This is a genomic window from Halarcobacter sp., assembly GCF_963676935.1.
Lineage (GTDB): Bacteria > Campylobacterota > Campylobacteria > Campylobacterales > Arcobacteraceae > Halarcobacter.
Genome location: NZ_OY781470.1, coordinates 679,133 through 701,706 on the forward strand (window position 1 = coordinate 679,133; position 22,574 = coordinate 701,706).

Genomic DNA, 22,574 nt, shown 5'->3' on the forward strand with positions numbered 1-22,574 from the left:
CGTGAATTGTAATATCAATTAACTTAACAAATACTTAATATTAATAATGGTTATCAATCAATAAAATAATATTATTTTCATAAAAGATTAAGTAATTTAAGAATAATATATGATAATAATTATTAAAATTAAGGAAACTCTTTGTAAGAATAGAATTTGCATACAATATATTAAATAAAAGACCTAAGGTAATAAAATGAAAAACGAAATAGTAATTAAAAGTATTGCTAACAATAGAGTTAGACTAAAATCAGATATTTTTGCTTTAAATTCGAATTTAGAAAAAATAGAAAAAGAGTTTGAAGAGATATTTACTTCTTTTAGAAAGAATATCTCATGTAAATCTATTATTTTTACTTATTCTTTAAATGTCACACTTGATGAAATAATTGATAAGATGAATAATATATTTAATATATCTTTATCTATCCCTGCAAGTAATGCACTTTGTGAAAATCAAAGTTGCAATAATTGCAATATAAAAAAGCATGATGAAAAATCTTGGAAAAGAAAAGTATTTGAATTTGTTTTATTAAGTGGATATGCAACATACATTTTTATAAGTGAAAATATTTTAGGTCTTACAATTGCTGCTACCCCTTTAAGTTTAGTGGGTATTGTTTCTATTGTTGCAGCAATTCCTTTACTTAAAGAATCATATGAGGATATAAAACAGAAAAAATTTACTTTACATACTTTTATGAGTGGTACTCTTATCTTGGCAATTTTATTTGGAGAAGCTACTGCTGCTTTTGAAATAATATATATATTAAGGGGTGGAATGCTTCTTGAAGAATATATAGCAAATAAATCAAGGGAAGAGATTCAAGGATTAGTTGAACTTGATATTAAAAAAGTTTATGTTTTAGTAGATGGTGTAGAGATTGAAACTAATGTTGAAGATATTAAACATGGAGATATAGTTGTAAGTAGAAGTGGTGAAAAAATCCCAGTAGATGGGGTGATACAAGAGGGTAGTGCCGAGATAAATGAAGCTTTAATAAATGGAAGAAGTGAACCAGATTTTAAAGAAGTTGGAAGTGAAGTGTTTGCCGGTACTGTGTGTGAGAGAGGAAGAATTTATATAAAAGTAACAGCTTTAGGTTATGATACATATATATCAAGAACTATGAGAGAAGTAGAATTCTCTTTACTTCAAAAATCCCCAAGTGAAGTTGAGGCAGATAGATTAGCAAATAAATTACTCAAATTAGGAACTTTATTAACTGTAGGAACTCTCTTTTTAACAGGTTCTTTTACAGCTGCATTTTCAACTATGATTGTTATGTCTTGCCCTTGTGCAACAGTTTTAGCAGCATCCACAGCTATTAGTGGAGGTATTTCAAATGGTGCTAAACAAGGTATTTTAATAAAAGGTGGAGAAGCATTAGAATTAGTTGGTAAAAGTGAAGTATTTTGTTTTGATAAAACAGGAACTCTTACAACTGGAAAACCAATAATAAGTGATATTCTACTTTTTAGTGATATTAGTGAGGATGAGTTAATCTCATATGCAGCGATGGCAGAATATAGAAATTCACATCCAATTGCAACATCTATTGTTAAAAATGCAAAAGATAGAGGAATAGATATAAATCAAGATGTATTGAGTGAAATTATTCCAGGTTTTGGAGTAAAATCAAAAATTGATGGAAAAAGATTACTTATTGGGAATAAAGCCTTATTATCCAAATATAAAGTATCAACAAAAGAGTATAAAAATGAAATATCAACACATCTTAACAATGGTAAAACAGTTGTTTTAGTTGCATTAGATGAAAAAATTTTAGGTTTTTTATCCTTTACTCATGAAGTTAGACCAGGAACTAAAGAGATGATTGAAAATTTAAGAGATAGAGGAGTAAAACATATTGCTTTATTAACAGGAGATGAGGTTAAAGTTGCAAATAGTTTTGCTCTTGATTTTGGTTTTGATTCAGTTTTTGCAAATCAGTCTCCAGAAGGGAAAGCTGATGCAATCAAAGAGTTAAAAAGAAAATATGAAAAAGTTGTTATGGTTGGAGATGGTGTAAACGATACTTTTGCCATGAGTAAAGCCGATGTTGCTATCTCTTTTGCAGCAGGTGGGAGTGAAGCTGCCATTGCTGTCTCTGATATTGCTATTACACACTCTCATCCTGAAGATGTAGTAAACTTATATGACTTAAGTAAAAAAAGTTTAAATGTAGTAAATCAAAACTATTATATAGGAACAGGAACAAATCTAATAGGAGTAGCGTTATCTGCAGTAGGTAGGTTAACTCCTGTTGGTGCAGGATTGATTCATATTGGTCACACAGTGGGAATTATGGCTAATTCATCAAGATTAGCTATTGATAATAATTCTTAATTTGTATTAAGTTAGAATTAAAATAAATATATAATAATTAACTTATTAAAAGGATATAAATATTGATAACAGTTGATAAATTAATAGAAATTGGATCATATCTAAGCCTTATTCACCATACTAAAGGAAGAATAAGAGTTAGAGTTAGTCCAAAAATAAAAGAACAAAGTAATAATATATCTTTAGAAGATATTGAAGATATCCCTAATAAAATTGAGGGAATAAAGAGGATTAAAATAAATAAAGTTATAGGTTCTATAACAATTGAATATGATAATAGTGTTTTCCCTGATAGTTTATGGAAAGATATGATAAACCAAAAAAACCTTGAAGAGATAGCTGAAATTTTAAATAAACTAACAAAAGAGGTAGTGTAAAAATGGAAGAAAATTTAGATACCCAAAAAGTTGTAGAAGAGAATCTACCTACTTCAAATTTTGATCAGGATTTATTAGATAGTTTAAGAGTAAATCCAACTTACAATGAACCCATACTTCATCAAATACTTAGAATTGCTATTTATGATGAATATCATGCTTATGAAAATTATAGGGTAATTGTAGAAAAATTTGGAAGTCAGACACCTTTTATAAATATATTACAAGCTGAAATAAATCATTATGAAGAGTTAACTGTTTTATTAAATAAATATCAAGTTCCTGCCCCATTAAATGATTGGGTTATTAAAGTTGAAACACCTAATTCTATTTTAGAAGCATCTGAAGTTGGTGTTGCTGAAGAGATTGATAATATTAAAATGTATGATAACTTAATCACTTATGCTAAAGATTATCCTGATGTATTGGATTTATTATATAGACTTCAAGCTGCATCTTATAATAATCATCTACCTGCATTAAGACAAGCAGTTGCGAAACATTCAAATTTAAATATAAATGAAGTAGATGTAAATACGATCCATCAAGAAAATAGTATTCATAACATTGATGAAGCTATTAGTAAAATGGATGAAATCAGTGCTATGGCATCTAAGTTTTCTACAGGAAATGTAAGTCAAGAAGATATTTTAAAACTTTTAAGTAATTCTAATCTTTCTTTTGTTGGTGGTGCTTTATTAGGTGCTGTAGGTGCTGGAGTATTTTCTCAAGTAACTAAAGATAAAAAAGAAAATACTACAGAAGAAGAGGAGGTTTAATATGCCATTTATACCTTTTGCACTTGGTGCACTTATTGGTGGGTCAGTAGTTGTGTTGTTTTCAAAAACTAAAAAAACTAAAAAGGAGAAATAATGTTACCTTTCATTGCTGGAGTTGCAGCTGGTGCTGTAGCTGTTGTTGCGTACAACAATAATAAAGAGATTAGAAAAAGTGTAAATAGTGGAGCTAAAAAAGCAAAACAATTTGCTGAAGAGGGCTTTGAAAAAACAAAAGAGCTTACAAAAGATGTAAAAGCAACTGTAAGTGAAAAAGTTGAATCAATCAAATCAAAGAAAAAAGAAGAGACAACAGAAGAAAAGGGAGAAATAATTAATGACAACTAATTTAGCGATTGATACAGGTGCACCAAGAAACGTAACTGGTCATGTAGTAAGTGGTTCACTTGCTGCTGGTGCATTAGCTGCAGGAATAAATTATAATAAATATAAAAAAGGTCAGATTGGAAAAAATGAGGCTATTCAAGACTCATTAAAACTTTCAATTCAAGGTGGAATTGTTACAGGAAGTTCTATTGCAGTAGCTAATTATGTTGGAGAAGGAAGTTATATGAAAATGTTAACTGCTCTTTCTATTGGTATGGCAGGAGTTTATGCAGTAGAAAAAATTAATGAAAAGCTTACTCCTAGATTTAAAGAAGAGATTATTGAAGAAGAGGAAGAAAAATAATGGTTGATAATACAAATAATACAATAAATGCAAATCCATACATTACTCAAACAAGTCAAACAGCAAATACTCAACAAGCACAGGATGTTAATTTAGTAAATCAAAATCCATATATTGATAATAGTGCCAATAGTAGTTTATTAGGTTCTTTTGATACAAATAAGTTTTTAATGGGTGCTGTTGTAGGAGCTCTTGGTGCATATATTTTAACTAATGAAAATGCTCAAAAAGCTATTTTTAAAACAATTGCAAAAGGAAGTACTCTTTTTAGTGCTGGTATTGAAGAGATGAAAGAAAGATTTGAAGATGCCAAAGCTGAAATGGAAGCACAAGATTAAGAGATAAAATGAGTCAAAACAATATAAAACTTTTACATAAAACTCAAAAAAGAGTTAGATTTTATTTAGAAGAATTAAAAAAAGAGGATTTTAATATTTCATCTTTAGTTCAATATTTGCAATCTATTGATGGTATTAATAGTGTAAGGGTTAATAAAAAAATTGGTTCTATTGTTTTTGAACATGATGGAAAAGCTTTAGACACTATAGAGGATTTATTAATAAAACTTGATTTAGCTAGATATAAAGTTTGTGATACTTTTTTAAGTGATTGTGTAGATTGCGTAGGTGAAGAAAAACCGAGTTTAAATGGAGTTTTAAGAGCTAGTACTGCTTTAGGTGCAGAAAGATTTATTGATAATGATATAGCCAAATTTGCAATTACTTCATATGCTTCAAAACCTTTACTTATAGAAGGAGCAAAAGAGCTCTTTACAGAAGGACTTACTTCTAAAGTGTTAGAAGCAACAGCAGTTGGTGTTAGTATTGCTAGAAAAGATTATTTTGCTGCAAATAGTACTAACGCAATGTTGGAATTAGGCGAATATATAGAAGAGACCACTGTTCATAAAAGTGATGATTTAATCAAAGAATTAGCAAAACCAAATGTTAAAAAAGCTTGGATAGAAGTTGAAGAAAATGGAAAAGCTGTACAAAAACTTGTAGATTCTGCACAAATTAAAATTGGTGATATTGTTATTGTTGGAGCAGGGGATACTATTGCAATTGATGGACATATCATTGCCGGTACAGCTTCAGTTAATCAAGTATCGATGACAGGTGAGAGTGAACCTGTTACAAAACAAAGAGGTGGCAGAGTTATCTCAGGAACTGTTGTTGAAGAGGGAAGACTTAAAATTTGGGCAGAATATGTAGGCGAGGATACTGCAACTGCTAGAATTAAAAACTATATTGCTTCATCTTTAAATGAAAAATCAGCAGTTGGTTTAAAAGCAACAAAACTTGCCGATAAGCTTGTCCCTGTTACTTTAGGTTTAGCTGGAGTTTCATATTTTATTAATAAAGATTTTGAAAGTGTAGCTGCTGTACTTCAAGCTGATTATTCTTGTGCTTTAAAACTTGCAACTCCTGTTGCTTTTAAATCATCTATTTCAAAAGCTGGAAAAGATGGAATTATGATAAAGGGTGCTAAGTCAATAGAAGCACTTAACAATGCAGACACTTTTGTTTTTGATAAAACAGGAACTTTAACTTATGGAGAACTTGAAGTTGAATCAATAAGCTCTTTTGATAAAAATTGGCTTGAAGAGGATATTCTAAATCTTACAGCTAGTGCCGAAGAACACTATTTTCATCCTGTTGCAGAGGCTGTTGTAAAAGCTGCAAGAGAAAAAGGGTTTGTTCATATGCACCATGAAGAGGTTGAGTTTATAGTTGCCCATGGTGTAAAAACTATTGTAAATGATAAAGAGGTTGTTATTGGAAGTAGACACTTTTTAGAGGATGATGAAAAAATAGATTTTTCTAAATATGAAGAAAAAATTGAAGAGTGCTTATTAGATGGTAAAACTTTATTATATGTGGGATATGACAAAAAACTCCTTGGTACAATAGGGATGAGAGATAAAGTAAGAGAAAATGCAAAAGAGACTTTAGAAAAACTTAGAACTCTTGGAGCAAAAAAGCTAGTTATGCTTACAGGTGATATTCAAGAAAAAGCAGATGTTTTAGCTAAAGAATTAGGTATTGATGTTGTATTTGCAAATATGAGACCTACTGGTAAAGCAGATGTTGTTAAAAAATTAAAAGATGAAGGTGCTAATGTTGCTTTTGTTGGAGATGGTATAAATGATGCTCCTGCACTTATGAGTGCAAATGTAGGTATAAGTATGAGTAAGGGTGCAGATATTGCAAAAGCTACTGCTGATATAGGTCTTTTGATTGATGATATATCAGCTATTTCAGATGTAAAAGAGTTAGCAAATAAAACTATGAAACTTATAAATTATAATTTTGCTGCTACAGTTGGAATTAATAGTTTGATTTTAACTGGAGCAACAGTAGGTTTATTTTCTCCTGTAACAACTGCATTTTTACATAATGGAACAACAATAGGTTTATTACTTAATTCAATGAAAGGAGTAAATGTAAAAAAATAGTTTTACATTTAAAATATATATGGAAAAACAAGATATAACTATAGAAGAAAAAAAGCCTCTTTTACCAAGAATTGAGATTGATTTAGATACTAAAAAAGAGATAGCAAAAATCGGCATGACAGCCACAATGGGAATAACCGTTGCGACATCAATGTATATGAAAAATAAATTTATGAAAAGACTTCATGTTGTTGCTGGTGTAGCTTTAGTGGGGTTTTCTTATTGGCATCATACCTTATATCAACCAACAAAGAAAAAATCTAAAAATATTAATACTCAAAAAGAAACAATAATTTCAAAAAAAGATGAAATTATAGAAGAGCTTAATGAAGATAGTTTCGCAATATCTTTAAATAACTTTTTTGTTGAATTAGCAATAAAGGGTAATCTAACCCATGTAGAATTTAAATCATTTCAAGAAAAAATAGAGACTTTATTGGATACTTATGAAGTTCCATCTATAAATATCTTACTTGACATTACTCAAATAGAAGGTGTTGAGTTAAAGGCTTTATGGGATGATTTAACTTTTACTATGAAGCATATAAAAGAGTTAAATAAAATTGCTATTGTTGGTAATAATAAACTTGAAGAGTATTCTGTACATTTAGTTGATAAAGTATTCTCTTTTGATTTAGAGTATTTTGAAGAATATGATAAAGCTAAAACTTGGCTTTTAAATAGTTAGAGTTAGTAGTCTTAAATACTAAAGGTGCTTTAGCCTTTAGTATTTAATTGTATTTTACCAAACTTCCTGAAAATAAAAAGAATAAAAATCATCTTTTTTAAACTCTCTTATAACTAAACTATTTTTAATAGTTATAACTTTAAAAAGTGTATAATCGTTTTTTTAATAAAACAAAAACCAAAAAGGTTTTAATATGGATTACAATTTATCAATAAAAGGTATGACTTGTGCAGCTTGCTCAGGTAGAATAGAAAAACTTTTAAATAAAAATGAAGAGATACAAGAAGCTAATGTAAATCTTACAACAAACAAAGCTTTCTTTAAAAGCGATGAAAAACTAGATTTAGACCCAATTATAGAAAAAATTGAAAAATATGGTTTTGAAGTGGAAAAAGAAAAAATCGAATTTGATATTAGTGGTATGAGTTGCTCAGCTTGCTCTAGTAGGATAGAAAAACAAGTAGCAAAAATGGATGGGGTAGTTGAATCAAATGTAAATCTTACTACAAATAAGGGAACTTTTACTATTTTAAAAGGCTTACAAACTAGTGATTCAATTATAAAAAGAATAGAAAAACTAGGCTTTAGTGCAAAAGAGGCTAAAGGTGTTGAGTTAAATAATAACGATGAAGAGTTAAAAGAGAAAAAGATTAAACTGATTATCTCTGCTATATTTAGTATTCCTATGCTTTTAGGGATGTTTGATATGATATTTTCATTGAGTATTATTCCCGATTTTTTCTCAAATGGATATTTTCAACTTCTTTTAGCAACTGTTGTTCAGTTTTATTGTGGAGCACAATTTTATAAAGGTGCGTATGCAAACCTAACACACTTTAGTGCAAATATGGATGTACTAGTAGCTATGGGGACAAGTGCAGCGTATATCTTCTCTATTTATAATATAACAACAGGTGGACACTTATATTTTGAGACTTCAGCAGTTTTAATTACTCTTATTTTATTGGGTAAATATTTAGAACAAAGAGCAAAATCTAAAACAAGTGAAGCTATTTCAAAACTTTTAAATCTAAGTCCTAAAAAAGCAAATGTAATAAGAGATGAAAAAGAGATTACAATAACTACTAATGAGGTTTTAAAAGGTGATATTATTTTAGTAAAGCCAGGTGAAAAGATACCTGTTGATGGAGTTGTTATTGAAGGGGAAAGTTATATTGATGAATCTATGGTTACAGGGGAGAGTAAGCCCGTAAAAAAAATTATAGAAAATAGTGTTATTGGTGGAACAATTAATGGAAATTCAACATTTAAATATAAAGCTACAAAATTAGGTGATGAGAGTTTTCTCTCCCAAATAGTAAAAGTGGTAGAGCAAGCCCAAGGAAGTAAAGCTTCTATCCAAAGATTTGCAGATGTTATCTCAGGTTATTTTGTACCAACAGTTATAGTAATAGCTTTTTTAGTGTTTTTATATTGGAACTTTTTAGCAAAAGATACCACTTTTGAAACTGCTATTATAAATATGGTTGCAGTTTTAGTTATAGCTTGCCCGTGTGCTTTGGGACTTGCAACTCCAACTTCTATTATGGTTGGAAGTGGAAAAGGGGCACAAAATGGAATACTTTTTAAAGGTGGGGAACACCTTGAAAATATGCAAAAAGTTGATACAGTAGTTTTTGATAAAACAGGAACAATAACTCTTGGAAAACCAAGTGTAACAAAGGTTTTGGCAAAAGATGAAAATAGAGTTTTACAATTAGCCGCATCCATTGAAAAACATTCAGAACATCCTTTAGGAAAAGCAATTACAGAGTTTTTTGAAGGAAAACTTTTAGAGGTTAAAAATGTAGAAGCTATTACGGGCTTAGGGATTAAAGGCGAAATTGATTCCAAAGAGATTTTAGTTGGTTCAAAAAAATTTATTGAACAAAATATTAAAATAGAAAATGATGAGATAAAAGATGAAGTTGGTTCACTTATTTATGTGGCTTATGATAACTTTTATGAGGGAGTTATTGTAGTTGCAGATGAGATTAAAGCAGATACAAAACAAGCAATACAAAATCTTAAAGATTTAGGAATTGATGTATATATGTTAACAGGAGACAATGAAAAAACTGCTTTACATATTGCAAAACAAGTAGGTATTGAACATGTTTTTGCAGAGGTTTTACCAACACAAAAAAGTGAAAAAGTAAAACAACTTCAAGAGAAAGGAGCTTTTGTTGCAATGGTTGGTGATGGGATAAATGATGCACCGGCACTTGCAGTTGCAAATATTGGAATTGCCATTGGTAGTGGAACTGATATTGCCATAGAAGCCTCTGATGTAACTTTACTTCAAGGTGATATTACAAGTGTTTCAAAAGCGATAAATCTTAGTAGAAAAACTATGGCAAATATAAAACAAAACCTGTTTTGGGCATTGATTTATAATATAATAGGTATTCCAATTGCAGCAGCAGGATTACTTAATCCTATAGTTGCAGGAACTGCTATGGCATTTAGTTCAGTATCTGTTGTAACAAATGCTTTAAGATTAAAACAAACAAAATTATAAATAAGGAGATTTTATGAAAGAATTAGAAATTGGTGTAAATGGTATGAATTGTGGTCATTGTAAAATGGCTGTTGAAAATGAATTAAAAGATTTATCTGGTGTAAGTAATGCAGAGGTTAGTTTAGAAGAAAAAAAAGTAACTGTAAGTTTAGAAGATGAATCTTTATCTGTTGATAAACTTTATGAAGCTATTGAAGAAGCAGGATTTGAACCTGTAAAATAGTTTTATAAAAAAGCAGCTATTATGCTGCTTTTTCAATAAGAAGTTTTTTTAGATCCTCTTTTGCATCACCTGTTAAGTGAAGGTTGAAATTTTCAACTAAGAAGTTAAATATATCTTCATTTACAAATTGTGGTGGTTTTGGTCCTAGGTAAATATCTTTTATACCTAAAGAGAATAGGGCTAAAAGAATAATAACAGCTTTTTGCTCCATCCAAGAAAGTACAATAGATATAGGTAGATCATTTATAGGAGTATTTAAAGCCGAGCTTACTGCTTTTGCAATCTCTACTGCGCCATTTGAATCATTACATTGTCCTAAGTCTAAATATCTAGGGATACCAGTACCTTCTATTTCCCCAAAATCTATGTCATTGAATCTAAATTTACCACAACTTGAAGTTATAATCACACAATCTTCTGGTAAATTTTCAACTAGTTCTCTATAATAATTTCCGGCACTTCCTGGTGCATCACATCCTGCAACTACAAAAAATTGTCTTATTTTTCCCTCTTCTACTGCTTTTAAGATTTGTGGCGCAAGTGTTAAAATAGTTTTATAGTGATGACCTGTTGTTAGAGTAAGATTCTCTTGCATATTTGTATCTTCACATTGTAAAGTTTTTTCTATTAGTTCATCAAAGTTATCATCAACTATTGCTGTACCACCTTCAATACCCACAATTTTGTATGTGAATACTCTATCAACATATGTTGCACTTTTTTTAGGTGGTACAATACAGTTTGTACTAACAACAAAAGTTCCTTTGAATTTTTCCATTAGTTTTGCTTGGTCAAACCATGCTTTTCCTACATTTCCTCTTAGGTGGGGATATTTTTTTAATTCAGGATATCCATGGGCTGGAAGCATCTCTGAGTGAGTATATATATTTATACCTTTGTCTTGCGTAGCTATAAGAAGTTTTTCTAACATATCTAAGTTGTGACCTGTAACTAATATAGCTTTACCCTCAACCACATTTTGACTAACTTTCACAGGACTTGGAATACCAAACTTATTTGTGTGTGCATTTGATAACTTATCCATAACTTCTACCCCAGCACTTCCCACTTTCATAAGTTGGTTTATATGATCATTAAAATTAAAATTCACATTTGTAAGTGTAAAATATAAAGTTTCACTAATAATATCATCTACATTTTTAGTTTGATTTGGTTTTAGTTCATTTAAATGCTCTCTATATGCACTTAATCCCTTTAGTCCAAAAATCATAATATCTTGAAGTCTAGCAAGGTTTTCATCTTTTCCACATGTTCCAGTTGTTGCGCCTGTAGAACCACAGCCATTTGGAGCACTCATTTCACATTGATAACAAAACATACTCATAAAATTCCTTTATTCTAAATTGAGTTGAAATACTATATGAAATAGGTATATGTTTCATTGATTTAAATCAATAATACTATTACAGTACTATCTTAATGTATAATTGTAATGGTTATTTAAGTTATTATATTTAATAATCATAATAAATTAATATAGGAAAAAGATGGCAAAAAAATTTCTCCAACAAGTTTTATCATTACATTTCATTAAATTTTCTTTAATTCCAATTTTAGTAGTTGAGGTCGCTTTATTAATACTTTACTTTTCAATAAATGCATATATTTCATCAAAAAATACAAATTTGCTATTAAATGAAGCACAATCACATGTAAAAGATATCTTATCTAATGAAGTAGAACTTATAGAAGATAAATTAAATGAAGTTTCAATGATGGCAAAACTATTGCAAAATGAACATCAAGTACTATTTAAAAATCTTAAAAATAATAGATTGCCAAATGGAAAACCTAGTTTTGATGTTGCACCAAATGGAGTTTTTTATAAAACCAATAAAGTTGGTTCAAGTGTTTATTATTCTGCACAAACAAAAATAGATGAAAAAGCAATAGAAAAAGCAACTTTTACAGAAGCAATGGATACTAGTTTTAAAAGTATTACAGAGATAAATCCTATTATTGTTGCGGCATACTTTAATAGTTGGGACAATATGAATAGACTTTATCCTTTTATTGATAAAGTTTATGAACAGTATGGTCCACATATTCAAATGCAAGATTACAATTTTTACTATTTAGCTGATTTAAAACACAACCCTAAAAAAGAACCAGTTTGGACTGGTGCTTATCTTGATCCAGCAGGAAATGGTTGGATGCTTTCTTGTATTGTTCCTATTTATAATGGTGATTTTTTAGAAGGTGTTACAGGATTAGATATAACAATTGATAGTTTTATAAAAAATATTTTAAATACAAAACTAGTTTATAATGCAAAATTTTTCATGCTTAGTAAAGATGGTATGATAATTGCCATGCCAGAAAAAATAGAGAATCTTTTGGGATTAAAAGAGTTAAAAGAACATCTTTATACAGATAAGATTTTGAAAACAATAGAAAAGCCTGAAGAGTTTAATATATTAAAAAATAAATCTCCATTTGCGTCACATTTTAAAAATCTTATAGAAAATAATTTAGAATTAGATTCCCTAAAAATTAAAGATGATGAATATTTAACGCTACAACAATCTGTTAAAGAAACAGATTGGAAATTGATGGTTTTAATTGATAAAAAAGAGATTTTTAATTCAATTGAAAATTTAAAAGAGTTATCAAATCAGATTGGATATTTAGCAATAGGATTTTTACTTTTGTTTTATGTAGTTTTCTTTTATATGCTTTTAAAAAGAATAAATAAGTTTTCAAAAGTTATCACTGAGCCAATCATTAAATTATCAGATCAAACTTCAGAGATTAAATCTACAGATTTCAAAATTGAACTTATAAAAACTGATATTAGAGAAATAGAACAACTAAATCAAAACTTTACGAGTATGATGAATGAGTTAAATGATAGTACGAGAAAACTTTATGAGGCAAAAGAGTTAGCTGAAGAATTATCAAGAGCAAAAGATGATTTCTTGGCGAATATGAGTCATGAATTAAAAACTCCATTAAATTCAATTAATGTAATTAGTGAATTGATGAGAAACAATAATACTGGTAATTTAGACCAAAAACAAGTAAAAAGTTTAGAGATAATTAATAAATGTGGTAAAGACCTACTATATCTAATAAATGATGTACTTGATATCTCAAAACTAGAGGCTGGACAAATTGAACTTGATTATACAACTTTAGATGTAAAAGAGTTAATGGAAACAATAAATGATATGTTTAGCTCACAAGCTGAAGAAAAAGGGATAAATCTTAGTTTAGAAATAGATAAAAGTTTAAATTTTATTTATAGTGATGAATCTAGGATTAAACAGATAGTAAAAAATTTATTATCTAATTCTTTAAAGTTTACTCCAAAAGATAAAAATATTATATTTAAAGTAAAAGATGAAGATAAATTTATTAAAATCATAATTGAGGATGAAGGGGTAGGGATACCTCAAGATAAATTAGAACACATTTTTGATAGATTTAAACAAGTTGATACAAGTATTACACGACAATATGGTGGTACTGGACTTGGACTTGCTATATGTAAAGATCTTTTGATACTTTTAGATGGAGAAATAAAAGTTTCTAGTGAAGTGGGAAGTGGTAGTAGATTTGAAGTTCTAATACCTAAAAATGAAGATAAAATAGATGAGGTATTTAAAAAGAATTTTGAACTAAAAGATATCTCTAAAAGTGAAAAATTAAAAGATAAAATCTTAGTTTATAATAGTGATCCTGTAAGTTTTATGCATCATATTATGGAAATAAAAAAACATTTTGAAACCTCTTTTACAACAATTTTAGATGAGCTTATAAAAAAATATGAAAAAGAGACCTCAAAAGTGTTAATTGAAGAAAAAAATTTAACTCAAAATGATATAGATAAAATTTCAAGTAATATACGAAAAGAGGATTTAATTGTTATTGTAGAAGATAATGAAGATTCTAAACTTAAAAACTTTGCAGATAAAACAATAAAAAAGAGTTTTAATATAGAAGATTTATATTAAAATTCTTCTCTTCTTACCTAAATAAAAAATCAAATTTATTAATATTTAATATACTATATGTTAAAACATTAACATATGCTATGATAAAAAATTACATAAAGTATGTCAATATTATCATCTATATTGTGATATTTTTTAAAAATATTGTAATATTCTTACATAATTCAAAGAGGAAAATTTAATGTCAACAAAAGTATATGAAACTGACTATGAAGTTGGTCAGGATAATGTCGAAATAATGGGTATGGATTTACATAACCCAGTATTTTTTATGAGTGCAGTGTTAATTTTATTGTTTGTAATGTTAACGTTAGTGTTTCCAGTTGGAGCTAAAGAGGCTTTAGAAAGTGCAAAGTGGTGGTCTATAAATAATTTTGACTGGCTATTTATGTTAGCAGGAAATATATTTGTTCTTTTTTGTTTTGCTCTTATTTTTCTTCCAGTTGGAAAAATAAGACTTGGTGGGAAAGATGCTAAACCTGAATTTTCTAGAATCTCTTGGTTTGCTATGTTATTTGCAGCAGGTATGGGTATTGGTCTTATGTTTTGGAGTGTTGCTGAACCAATTGCTTATTATACTGCATGGTATAAAACACCATTAGGTGTTGCAGCAAATACACCTGAAGCTGCAAGTATGGCTATGGGTGCAACAATGTACCATTGGGGATTACATCCTTGGGCTATTTATTGTGTTGTTGCTTTATCTTTGGCATTTTTTACTTATAATAAAAAATTGCCATTAACTGTAAGATCAGCATTCTATCCAATTTTTGGTGATAAAATTTGGGGATGGCCAGGTCATATTATTGATCTATTAGCTGTATTGGCAACAATATTTGGTTTAGCCACTTCTTTAGGATTAGGTGCACAGCAAGCAAGTAGTGGATTACACTTTTTATTTGGAGTAGATGCAAGTATTTCAACTCAAGTTGCAATTATTATTTTTGTTACAGCAATAGCAACTTTTTCAGTTATAAGAGGAGTTGATGGTGGTGTTAAACTATTAAGTAATATAAATATGTTAATTGCTGTATTTTTACTATTTTTTGTTATCTTAGCAGGTTCTTCTTTTGATATTTTTTCAACTTTCTTCTCAACAGCAAAGGATTATATTGTAAATATTATTCCACTTAGTAACTGGGTTGGAAGAGAAGATACAGCTTGGTTTCATGGTTGGACTGTATTTTATTGGGCTTGGTGGATATCATGGTCACCATTTGTAGGTATGTTTATTGCAAGAATTTCAAAAGGTAGAACTGTAAGAGAATTTATTTCTGCAGTATTATTGATACCAACAGTAATCACTATTTTATGGATGAGTGCATTTGGTGGTTCAGCTTTAAAACAATCAATTTCAGGGATAGGAGAACTAGCTAATGGTATTTCTGATGTATCATTATCTATGTTTCAAATGTTAGAACATATGCCTTTTAGTTCAATTACATCATTTCTAGCAATTGTTTTAGTTTTAGTATTTTTTATTACTTCATCAGATTCTGGGTCGTTGGTAATTGATAGTATTACAGCAGGTGGAAAAGTTGATGCACCAGTTCCTCAAAGAATATTTTGGGCAGTTGTTGAAGGTCTTATTGCTGGGTCACTATTATTTGTAGGTGGAAAAGAAGCCTTAAAAGCCTTACAAGCTGGAGCTGTAACTACAGGTTTACCTTTTACAATCGTATTGTTAGTTATGTGTGTATCATTATATAAAGGTTTAAAAAGTGAAAAAATATAAGATTAGAATAATTAACTCTAATCTTTTTTTATAGGGAACAAAATTTGAAAACATGTTCCCTTTTCTTTATTAAATACTTTTATCTCAGCATCAATTTTTTCTATTATCTGCTTAGTTAGATATAGTCCTATACCTGTCCCTTTATCTCTTTGTTTTGTTGTGAAATTTGCTTCAAATATTTTTTCTAATATATTTTCAGGTATACCTCCTGCTTGATCTAAAAACTCTAGAACTACAAAATCTTCATTTTCAAATATGTTTATGTTTATATTTTTTTGAGAAATATTATGTTCTATATAAGCATCTTTACTATTACTAATTAGGTTTATCAAAACATGCTTGAATTGATTTTGTATTAATTCTACTTTTTTATTTGTAGTATTATTAACATTTATATTAATTTTGTGTTTTATTAATTCATCTTTTAGTAATACAGAAACTGAGTTAGTTAGTTCAAATAAACAAGTTGTTTGTGTCTGAATATCTGGTCTAAAGAAGTTTCTAAATTCATCTAATGTTTCTAATAAATGGTCAACTTTGTCAATGATTTTTTTTGTATCTACTTTTAGTTCTTCTTCACTAATACCATCAAATAATTCTATATCGAGATTAATAGAGTCTGCAATAAGTTTTATAACACTTAGAGGAGATTTCCATTGGTGTGCAATAGAATCAATCATTTCACCCATCATTGCATCTCTTGATTGTTTTAAAATTATTTCATTTTTTTCATTTATCTCTTTTACAGCTTTTTTTATCTCTTCTTCTAAATTATCATTTAAATATTTTAATTTTTGTTTTGTTTTTGTTAGTTCTCTTGAAGTATTAGAAAAGTCGTTTATTAAAGAGAGATAAAGTTTTGCATCAGCTTGTGAAAGTGCTAATCTTGGTTCTGCTACAACTGTTATTGTATTATCTTTATTCAGAAAAAGTATAACATTATATGAAGTAGGAATATCTTCTACATCTTGATTGTTAAAGCTAAAATTACTCATTAGTTTTATAATTTTATTATCTGAGTTTAAGGTGTTGATTTTATTTTTAAAATCTTTAATATGAGTATAAGTAATAAATTCAGTCATATAAGTAAAATCAAAATTTTGTTCATAAAAAGTTTTATTAGAATTAAGTATCTTTGTTTGTTTATCAATAACAAAAATTAATTTATCACTCTCCTCAAATAATTTTTTAACTATATCTGTATTTATTAGCTTATGTGTTTCCATTGTTTATTTTTCCAAAATATCTATTAATTCATCAAAAGAGTTTATATATAAATCTGCACCTGTGATTTTGGTCACATTATCTAAATTACTAAATGCTTGACCACCTACGTAAATTTCTATAATTTTATCTTTTGTTAGATCTCTTATATCTTTGATTAATTGCTTAGTCATCGATATATTTGAAGCCATGGTTGTTGATATTAAAATATTTTTTATATTTTCTTCATTTATAGTTTTTACTATCTCTTCTGTAGTCTTCTTTGAACCTAAAAAATATGTATCATAACCATTAAATTCTAAAAGGTCTGCAATCATTCTTGCTCCAATTTCATGTAATTCATTAGGAGATACTACAATAAGTACTTTTTTCATATTAATTTTTACATTTAATACCTTATCATAGTGCAAAGACATAACTCTTTGACATATAGAAGTTGCAGTATGTTCTTGACCTACAGATATTTCTCCTCTAGACCACATCTCACCTATAGTATATAATGAATTTAAAATAATTTGTTCCCAAAAAATTTTTAGTTCATTTTTATTTTTGATATATCTATTTGAAATATCAATTGCATTTGTTAAATTCGGTTCTAAAAGGGCTGATACAAACTCTTTATATGTTTCATCTTTATAGTTTGTATTATCTTTTAGTGTATAATTTTTTGCATCTATTTCAATTTGTGAAAAGTTACTTATTAAAAGTTGGTATACAGGGATTAGATTAAAAAGTTTTGAATCTTTATTCTCTATTAAAGTTTCTAAAATTACTTGGAAAAGAATTTTAAAAAAATCATTTGAAAGTTGCATTTTGTTATATGTAGATATTTCCCATAAAATATGATCATAAATTAAATTAGGATTTTTTATTATAAATATCTCTTTCATATAGTAAATATGATTTTTCACTAACGAGTCAATATAACTTTTTTTATATTTATCTTCAAAAAAATTATTTTTATAAATATTATTAGTTATTTCATTTATTATTTTTAAATCAGACTCAACTATATTGTCTATATGTGACTTATTTAGTATGGTATCTAATTTATTAATTAATTCATGCATTTTAAACTCTTTAAAATAAATTAGTAAATTTATAATACAACACAAATGACTGTATCATGGTTATATTATATTGAAAAAATACTTTATTAATGATACAATTTAATTTTTAAATTAAAACTTATATTAAGGTTATGTAGTGAAAAATAATTTTATTAATAATTTAAATATCTTAGTAATTGATGATGAAGAACTTATAAGAGAAAAAATTGAAACAATATTTTTAAAATTATTTGCAAAAGTATTTGTTGCTGAAACTGGATTATCTGGTTTAAAAATAATTCGTGATGAAATCTATTGCAGATAATAAAAGACAAAATATCAGTGCACGACTAAAAATTGATGAGTTAAAATCAAAAACTTATATCTCAGATAGCTTATTATGAAGATGAGATTAAAAGGTTAAATACAGAATACCTAGAATCAAAAAAAGCTTTAAAGGAAGAATCACAAAGTTTTTATAACAAATATAAAACTGAACAAAAACAAAATGAAATGAATACAAAAAGAATCTTATCTTTAACAAATGAGCTAAATAGTAGGCAAGAAAAATATACAAAAATAAATGAACAATTAGCTGAACAAAGCAAAATTATTAAAAACTTAAAAGATGTAATTGAGTATCGAGAGAGTCAAATAGAGGGATTAAAATTAAAATAAAATGGTGCGACCGATGGGATTTGAACCCATACACCCGAAAGCACTACCCCCTCAAGATAGCGTGTCTACCAATTTCACCACGGTCGCTTTAAAGATTGAGATTATATCTTTTTAGCTTTAAAAAAATGTTTAAAGTCTAAAAATTAGGAATAAAAAAAGGCCAAGAGCAAAACTCTTGACCTTTTAAGTTTTTATAATATCTGTAGTTAAATCAGATCTTACATAAATGGATTAGCATATAATGCGATCATCGCAATAACTAATGCATAAATAACTTGTGCTTCGATCATCGCTAATGCAATGAACATAGTAGTCATTAATTTTCCACCTAAACCTGGGTTTCTAGCAGTACCAGCAATAGTTGCAGCAGCAGTATTACCCATACCAATAGCACCACCAAGTGCAGCAAGACCAAGACCAACACCTGCAGCAACTACAGAGTAAGCTTTTAATAATTCACCAGCTTCTGCATCAGCAGCAAAAGCAAAACCAGCGAAAGCTAGCATTAAAAGAACGATTTTTTTCATTCTATATTCCTTAATATTTATTTTTAACAAAGTCCGTTCGGCTTGCGTATCCCTACTTATCACTTTGCATAGGTGGTATTTTATAAATTTTTTAATTAAATCTTTATAAAGAACTCCTCTTTTTTTTAAAAGTATTGACTTTTTTATATAGTGTTACTTTATGTAAATATATTAATATTTTTTATTAAACTCTATAGCTATCTATTTTCAGTGCTTATCTTTTGTTTTTAAGTTACAGATTGTTTACTTAAGTTAATAGCATAATAAGGACTTCAATTTTATTGATGTATAATCAAAACATCTTCAAATACAAAAGTAAAATACAAAAGGTAACTAATGAAAAAACTATTCTTTGGTCTTACATTATTTATAATTATAATTATTGGTGCAATTTATGGACTACTATTTACAAGTCCTGGAAACTCTTATGTAGCTTCTATTATTGAGACGAAAGTAAATGAAGGACAGCAAGATGTTAATATGAAGGTTAATGATTTTAAATTAACTATGAGTGACATTTTATTCAAAGCAACACTTGATGAAAACTCTGTAATAAATATAGAGGGAAAATTAAACATTTTTGCAAAAAGTGTAGATTTAAAATATGATATAAATGTAAAAGACTTATCTAAACTTCAAAATATAACTAAACAAAAACTAAACGGCTCTTTTTCTACAAAGGGTACAATTGTTGGAAATCAAGAATTAACAACAATAGAAGGTAATAGTTTAGTTGCTTCTAGTAATACTTCTTATAAAGTTAAACTTGTAGATTTTAAACCAGATAATATTTTATTTAAAATGAAAAATGCAAAAATGCAAGAACTTCTACATCTAGTAAACCAACCAATATATGCAAAAGGTTTATTAAATATTGATGCAAATATAAATAATGCAAATATTCCAACATTAGATGGATTAGTAAATACTTCAATTACTAATGGGGTACTTAATGCAAAAGCAATTAATAAAGAATTAAAAGAGGATAAACTTCCAATTATTTTTGAAGCAAAAACTACAACAAATCTTATCCCAAATAATGCAAATACAAAACTAGATTTTGATAGTTCAATTGCAAAATTAAATATAAAAGATGCAAATGTAAATCTAAATACTATGGTTGTAAATAGTGATTACGATTTATTTGTTAAAAATTTATCAAAACTTGAAGCTTTGATAAATCAAAAGTTTAATGGTTCATTTTCTACAAAAGGGAATGTTGTTATAGAAGATAAAAATATTACTTTAAAAGGTGATAGTGACATTTTCGGAAGTGAAACGATTTATGATATTAAAGTTGAAAACTCAAAACCAAAATCTGCAAATGTACTTATTAGCAATGCTAAAATTGAATCGATACTTAATTTAGTAAATCAACCAAAATATGCAGCGGGAATACTTGATATTGTTGCAAAAGTAGATGATGCAAATATGGAAAATTTAGCTGGTACAATTACTACAAAAATATCAAATTGTATAGTAAATAACACTATAATAAATAAGCAATTTAATCAAAAATTAAAAGATAAACTTAATTTCAAAGCTGATATTACAACAAATTTAGAAGATACTAAAGCAATTTCACTTGTAAATGTTGATACAAGTATGGCTAAGTTAGATATGAAAAAAGCAGTATTTGATGTAAAAGATGTAAGTTTTATAAGTGATTATAGTTTATTAGCAAGTGATTTATCAAAGCTTTATGATGTAACTCAACAAAAAATGAGAGGTTCATTAAAAGTTGATGGAAATATTAAACAAGAAAATCAAAATCTTAGTATTGATGGTGTTAGTTCATTATTTGGTGGAGATATAAAGTTTAATTTATTAAATGATGACTTTAAAGCCAATATTAAAGATGTTGAAGTAAAACAATTAACTCATATGCTTTATTATCCTGAAATTTTTCAATCTAAGTCAAATATTGATGTGGATTATAATTTAGCTTCAAAAGTTGGTAAAATATCTGGTAATTTACTAAATGGAAAGTTTATAAAAAATGAGTACTCAACTATAATTAATACTTTTGCAAAGTTTGATATTACAAGAGAGATTTATGAAAAAGTTGATTTAAAAAGTGATATTAATGATAATATCATAAATTCTGTTGTTGATATGAAGAGTAAAAATACTTCAATTGTAGTTCCAAGTAGTACAATAAATACAAAAAATAATACTGTAATTGCATTAATTCAATCTAAAATAAAGGATTATAGTTTTGATACAACAGTAAAAGGAAACTTATCAAATCCTAAAGTCTCTGTTGATACAAAAGCATTTTTAAAATCAGCTGCAGGTAAAAAAATAAAAGAGAAATATAAAGAAAAATTAGAGAAAAAGATTCAAGAAAAACTTGGAGATAAAATTAATCTTGATAAATTATTTAATAAAAATGAATCAAAACCAAAAATAAAAAAATCAGTGAAAACTGTAAAAGTTGATAAGGTTGCTACAGACCAAGAGATAGCAAAAGCTTTTAAAGAGATGTTTGGTCAAAACTAAGAGGCTACTTTTTAGCCTCTTGTTTTTTCGTTAGTGTCAAAGATAATCCTGCCCAAGAAGCAATTCCACCTCTATACCACATAATTTTTTCTTTTGGGTAACCTATTTTTACTAATTGTTTAATTGCCCTTGGGGATTGGGCACACCAAGCTCCATTACAAAAAAAGATAGCAGTTTTGGCATCTGAAAAATCATATTTATTTTTAGCTAAAGTTTTCACACCTAACAATTCATAGGCTCTTTCATATTCAAGTTCAAAGTCTTCATCATATGTTAATTCATCATAAGGAATATTAACTGCACTTGGAATGGTGCCAGCTTGATACCAATCGTTGGTTCTGCTATCAATTAAAATATATTTATTTGCATTTTTAGATGATTTATTTTCAATGAAATCTAATACTTCGATTTCTGCAACAGTTTTTATTCCCTCTATTATAATTAAAGGTTGAATTACACCTTTTGTTACTATAAAAGTTTTTTTACATATATTGTCAATATTTTTTGAAGCCAAATTCCCAGATTGAAAGTTTTCTACATTTATAGCTATATCCATACATTTAGAATCAACTTCTCTTTGGATTAAATACTCTTTTTTTACTCCATTATCAAATTGATGAGTAACTTTTACTCCTTTAAGTGGTAACATAATTGGATCAACGGCATAAGAATAAAATATTAATGAGATTATTATAAGTATAGCTTTCATTTTCATCCTTTTTTATTTAGAGTATATTTGAAAAATCATAAAATTTTTATATAATTTTATTAAAATCTATAATATAAAATATGAAAAGG

General features: G+C 27.7%; 20 protein-coding genes and 1 tRNA gene. 15 read left to right on the forward strand and 6 right to left on the reverse strand.

Annotation, left to right across the window (positions count from 1 at the left end):
- Positions 1–196 precede the first annotated feature (196 nt).
- From ACKU4C_RS03285 to ACKU4C_RS03330, 10 genes are all read left to right on the forward strand, one after another.
- Entirely contained in the window at positions 197–2,350 is a 2,154-nt protein-coding gene (locus tag ACKU4C_RS03285) for a cation-translocating P-type ATPase (protein ID WP_321314425.1), read from the forward strand.
- 62 nt (positions 2,351–2,412) lie between these two features.
- Positions 2,413–2,727, forward strand: coding sequence for an HMA2 domain-containing protein (locus tag ACKU4C_RS03290; RefSeq protein ID WP_321314426.1), 315 nt, complete (start codon positions 2,413–2,415; stop codon positions 2,725–2,727).
- Between the two features lie 2 nt (positions 2,728–2,729).
- Positions 2,730–3,506, forward strand: coding sequence for a DUF2202 domain-containing protein (locus tag ACKU4C_RS03295; RefSeq protein WP_321314427.1), 777 nt, complete (start codon positions 2,730–2,732; stop codon positions 3,504–3,506).
- 93 nt (positions 3,507–3,599) lie between these two features.
- Positions 3,600–3,851 (forward strand): hypothetical protein, encoded by a 252-nt coding sequence (locus ACKU4C_RS03300; protein ID WP_321314428.1) that lies wholly within the window; start codon positions 3,600–3,602, stop codon positions 3,849–3,851.
- The gene (locus tag ACKU4C_RS03305) at positions 3,841–4,194 is read left to right on the forward strand and encodes a hypothetical protein (protein WP_321314429.1); all 354 of its coding nucleotides are present in this window, start codon (positions 3,841–3,843) and stop codon (positions 4,192–4,194) included. The genes ACKU4C_RS03300 and ACKU4C_RS03305 overlap by 11 nt, the downstream gene beginning before the upstream one ends.
- Positions 4,194–4,532 carry a YtxH domain-containing protein gene (locus ACKU4C_RS03310; protein WP_321314430.1) on the forward strand — a complete coding sequence of 113 codons (339 nt, stop codon included), beginning with the start codon at positions 4,194–4,196 and terminating at the stop codon, positions 4,530–4,532. Before ACKU4C_RS03305 ends, ACKU4C_RS03310 begins: the two co-directional genes overlap by 1 nt.
- Positions 4,533–4,540: 8 nt before the next feature.
- Complete coding sequence (locus tag ACKU4C_RS03315; protein ID WP_321314431.1) at positions 4,541–6,652, forward strand: heavy metal translocating P-type ATPase; 2,112 nt, start codon at positions 4,541–4,543, stop codon at positions 6,650–6,652.
- A gap of 19 nt (positions 6,653–6,671) precedes the next feature.
- Positions 6,672–7,340 (forward strand): STAS/SEC14 domain-containing protein, encoded by a 669-nt coding sequence (locus tag ACKU4C_RS03320; RefSeq protein ID WP_321314432.1) that lies wholly within the window; start codon positions 6,672–6,674, stop codon positions 7,338–7,340.
- A 193-nt stretch (positions 7,341–7,533) separates the two neighbouring features.
- Positions 7,534–9,861 carry a heavy metal translocating P-type ATPase gene (locus tag ACKU4C_RS03325; RefSeq protein ID WP_321314433.1) on the forward strand — a complete coding sequence of 776 codons (2,328 nt, stop codon included), beginning with the start codon at positions 7,534–7,536 and terminating at the stop codon, positions 9,859–9,861.
- Between the two features lie 13 nt (positions 9,862–9,874).
- Entirely contained in the window at positions 9,875–10,084 is a 210-nt protein-coding gene (locus ACKU4C_RS03330) for a cation transporter (protein ID WP_321314434.1), read from the forward strand.
- A 19-nt stretch (positions 10,085–10,103) separates the two neighbouring features.
- Here ACKU4C_RS03330 and hcp read toward each other — a convergent pair whose 3' ends face one another.
- Complete coding sequence (gene hcp / locus ACKU4C_RS03335; protein ID WP_321314435.1) at positions 10,104–11,429, reverse strand: hydroxylamine reductase; 1,326 nt, start codon at positions 11,427–11,429, stop codon at positions 10,104–10,106.
- A gap of 163 nt (positions 11,430–11,592) precedes the next feature.
- Between hcp and ACKU4C_RS03340 the strand changes: the two genes are divergently transcribed.
- Positions 11,593–14,061: an ATP-binding protein gene (locus ACKU4C_RS03340; protein WP_321314436.1), complete on the forward strand. Its 2,469-nt coding sequence runs from the start codon at positions 11,593–11,595 to the stop codon at positions 14,059–14,061.
- 181 nt (positions 14,062–14,242) lie between these two features.
- The gene (locus ACKU4C_RS03345; RefSeq protein ID WP_321314437.1) at positions 14,243–15,796 is read left to right on the forward strand and encodes a BCCT family transporter; all 1,554 of its coding nucleotides are present in this window, start codon (positions 14,243–14,245) and stop codon (positions 15,794–15,796) included.
- A 17-nt stretch (positions 15,797–15,813) separates the two neighbouring features.
- Here ACKU4C_RS03345 and ACKU4C_RS03350 read toward each other — a convergent pair whose 3' ends face one another.
- Both ACKU4C_RS03350 and ACKU4C_RS03355 read right to left on the reverse strand, forming a co-directional pair.
- Positions 15,814–17,022, reverse strand: coding sequence for a HAMP domain-containing sensor histidine kinase (locus ACKU4C_RS03350; protein WP_321314438.1), 1,209 nt, complete (start codon positions 17,020–17,022; stop codon positions 15,814–15,816).
- Between the two features lie 3 nt (positions 17,023–17,025).
- Positions 17,026–18,090 (reverse strand): cobalamin-dependent protein, encoded by a 1,065-nt coding sequence (locus ACKU4C_RS03355; protein ID WP_321314439.1) that lies wholly within the window; start codon positions 18,088–18,090, stop codon positions 17,026–17,028.
- Positions 18,091–18,226: 136 nt separating this feature from the next.
- On the opposite strand from ACKU4C_RS03355, the gene ACKU4C_RS03360 reads away from it, so the two are divergent.
- Both ACKU4C_RS03360 and ACKU4C_RS03365 read left to right on the forward strand, forming a co-directional pair.
- Positions 18,227–18,394 (forward strand): hypothetical protein, encoded by a 168-nt coding sequence (locus ACKU4C_RS03360; RefSeq protein ID WP_321314440.1) that lies wholly within the window; start codon positions 18,227–18,229, stop codon positions 18,392–18,394.
- Between the two features lie 188 nt (positions 18,395–18,582).
- On the forward strand, positions 18,583–18,747 hold the full coding sequence (locus ACKU4C_RS03365; RefSeq protein WP_321314441.1) for a hypothetical protein: 165 nt from the start codon (positions 18,583–18,585) through the stop codon (positions 18,745–18,747).
- 2 nt (positions 18,748–18,749) lie between these two features.
- Here the strand turns inward: ACKU4C_RS03365 and ACKU4C_RS03370 are convergent.
- Both ACKU4C_RS03370 and ACKU4C_RS03375 read right to left on the reverse strand, forming a co-directional pair.
- Positions 18,750–18,834 (reverse strand) — tRNA-Leu (locus ACKU4C_RS03370).
- Positions 18,835–18,965: 131 nt separating this feature from the next.
- Positions 18,966–19,274, reverse strand: a complete 309-nt coding sequence (locus ACKU4C_RS03375) for a F0F1 ATP synthase subunit C (RefSeq protein WP_321314442.1) — start codon at positions 19,272–19,274, stop codon at positions 18,966–18,968.
- Between the two features lie 336 nt (positions 19,275–19,610).
- Here ACKU4C_RS03375 and ACKU4C_RS03380 point away from each other — a divergent pair, with 336 nt between their 5' ends.
- The gene (locus ACKU4C_RS03380; RefSeq protein ID WP_321314443.1) at positions 19,611–21,776 is read left to right on the forward strand and encodes a hypothetical protein; all 2,166 of its coding nucleotides are present in this window, start codon (positions 19,611–19,613) and stop codon (positions 21,774–21,776) included.
- 4 nt (positions 21,777–21,780) lie between these two features.
- Here the strand turns inward: ACKU4C_RS03380 and ACKU4C_RS03385 are convergent, their stop codons facing one another.
- Positions 21,781–22,485: a rhodanese-like domain-containing protein gene (locus ACKU4C_RS03385; protein WP_321314444.1), complete on the reverse strand. Its 705-nt coding sequence runs from the start codon at positions 22,483–22,485 to the stop codon at positions 21,781–21,783.
- Positions 22,486–22,574 lie beyond the last annotated feature (89 nt).